Below are 2332 nucleotides of genomic sequence, written 5' to 3'. Positions count from 1 at the left end.
TTTTCTTTTAATAAACGAGAGTAGATATCATAAGAACGCTCTCCCTTAGCAGTTTGTTCAACAACCATAGGGACAAGGGCGTTAGAAGGGTCAAAAGGTGTATTCATCATATATTAGTATTCTTCACAAATAAAAATGCTCGGTAGATACCGAGCATTTAAGCAGTTGCAGACTAGTTAAGTCAATTAACAAAAGGCAAATTAAGCCTGTTTGTTCATGATATCGTCAAATTTCTTCTTAACTTCTTTAACTTTAGCTTTTTCAAGTAGTACTTCTACTGCTTGTTCTTCTAAAGCAACATTGTTCATTTGTTGAGTTAATTCGTCATTAGACTTGTAATACTCAATAACTTCTTGTGGATCTTCGTAAGCAGAAGCAGCAGTCTGAATTAACGCATCAACCTTAGCGGCATCAACTTTCAACTCGTTTGTTTTAATCACTTCACCTAACAACAAACCAATGCTTACGCGTTTACGTGCATTTTCTTCAAACAACTCGGCTGGTAATTCAGGCATGTTGTCAACTTTTCCGCCTTGCTGTTGAGCAAAACGTTGTTTAGCTTGGTCACGTAAAACATTAACTTCTTGCTCGACTAAAGCTTTAGGTAAATCAATTACGTTCTTTTCTAATAAGCCAGCAATAACTTGCTCTTTTACAGACGCTTTTAAAGTTTGATCTAGTTCACGTTGCATATTCTTACGAACTTCGTCGTTTAATGCGTCAATGTTACCGTCTTCAATACCGAACAACTTAGCAAATTCTTCATCAACTTTAGGTAAATTTAAACCTTCTGTCTTTTTGATAGAAATTGTAAATTGTGCTTCTTTACCTTTAAGCGCTTCTGCGTGGTAATCTTCAGGGAAAGTCACATCAGAAATAACTTCTTCACCCGTTTTGCTACCAATGATTGGCTTTTCAAAACCAGGGATCATTTTATTTTGACCTAGTTCTAAAACGAAATCTTCAGCTTTTCCACCTTCAAATTCTTCACCATCAATCGTTCCAACAAAATCCATAGTGACTTTGTCGTCTTTCTTGATTTTACGTTTAACTTCTTTATACGTAGCATGTTGCTTACGTAATGTGTCCATCATGTTGCTTAAATCTTTATCAGAGATTTCTACAACAGGCTGTTCAATTTTAATTTTTTCAACGTCTTTAACTTCAACTTCTGGATACACTTCAAAAGCAGCAACGAATTCTAAATCTTTACCGTCTTCATCTGTTTTCATTTCGAAAGAAGGCATACCAGCTGGGGTGATTTTTTCTTGGGTAATAGCTTGGTAGAAATTCTGTTGCATGACTTCGCCAGCAATTTCCTGACGCACAGCTTGACCATAACGTTTTTTAATGACGTTAACAGGTACTTTACCTGGACGGAAACCATTGATTCTCTGTGTTTTAGCTAACTGCTGTAAACGAGACTTAACGGCAGTGTCAATCGACGCTGCTGGAACGGTTATAGTAAGACGGCGTTCTAAACCTGTAGGCGTCTCAACGGAAACTTGCATTTTTCTACCTCAACTGTGCGCACTCAGGCGCTTATTTTATGATTACTTGTAGACTAAACGGTGTATAACAAAATAAATATTTTGGAACCTTCATTAGACCCGAAAATCCTAAAAACAAATTTAACAACGATGCTTTTTAGATTAGTCTGATAAAAAAGACGCAGTAGTATAGCGATAGCACTAACGCAAGTCGAGAATAAACCTACAAAATATAGAGATAAAAATAATCAATTTAAAATTGATTAATATATAGATGGAAAAGCATAGGCTTCGCCTACCAATGTATTCACTTCGTGAACCACGTCATGACTTCGTCATTTTATGGGCTACGCATACTTATTCACTTCGTTCACCGCAATCCATTGCGTTTTTGATATGGCATCCTCGCCACACCAGTTACTTTTAAAAAGACTCAAAAGTAACCAAAAGGTCATTTGCTCCACAAACTTCTCTAATCTAAAAATACCTATCCTTAAATATCGAAACGGGCATAAGCCACAATAATTTAATGGAATAGGAATTTGTTTGGAGCACAGCCCTTTTTGCATACTTTTTGCGGCTGTTGGTAAAAAGTATGTGGAGCCTAAGGGACTAGGCTTGAAAACCCGCAATGGATTGCGGTGAACGAAGTGAATGCTTCTAGCTTTGTGAGCAAAGCGAATGCTCTGTGTGCGAAGCACATAAATAAGCGCAGCGCATAGTGAACGTAGTGAATAAAAAGCTTTTAACAAGAAAATATAAATAATGGTGCGGAAGGAGAGACTCGAACTCTCACGCCGTGAAGCACTGGAACCTAAATCCAGCGTGTCTACCAATTCCAC

General features: G+C 37.3%; 2 protein-coding genes and 1 pseudogene. All 3 read right to left on the bottom strand.

Going from position 1 to position 2332, the window contains the following annotated elements; all coding sequences use genetic code 11:
- Nucleotides 1–110: pseudogene (locus ACSHXM_RS21660) on the bottom strand (ATP-dependent Clp protease proteolytic subunit); the annotation flags it as partial.
- Between the two features lie 90 nt (nucleotides 111–200).
- On the bottom strand, nucleotides 201–1511 hold the full coding sequence (gene tig, locus ACSHXM_RS21655) for a trigger factor (RefSeq protein ID WP_435692484.1): 1311 nt from the start codon (nucleotides 1509–1511) through the stop codon (nucleotides 201–203).
- A 326-nt stretch (nucleotides 1512–1837) separates the two neighbouring features.
- The coding region (locus ACSHXM_RS21650) for a hypothetical protein (RefSeq protein WP_435692482.1) at nucleotides 1838–2332 on the bottom strand (495 nt) is incomplete at its 5' end.

This window comes from Paraglaciecola sp. (genome assembly GCF_051252315.1).
Classification (GTDB): Bacteria; Pseudomonadota; Gammaproteobacteria; order Enterobacterales; family Alteromonadaceae; genus Paraglaciecola.
This window is presented reverse-complemented; position numbering and strand designations above follow the sequence as displayed.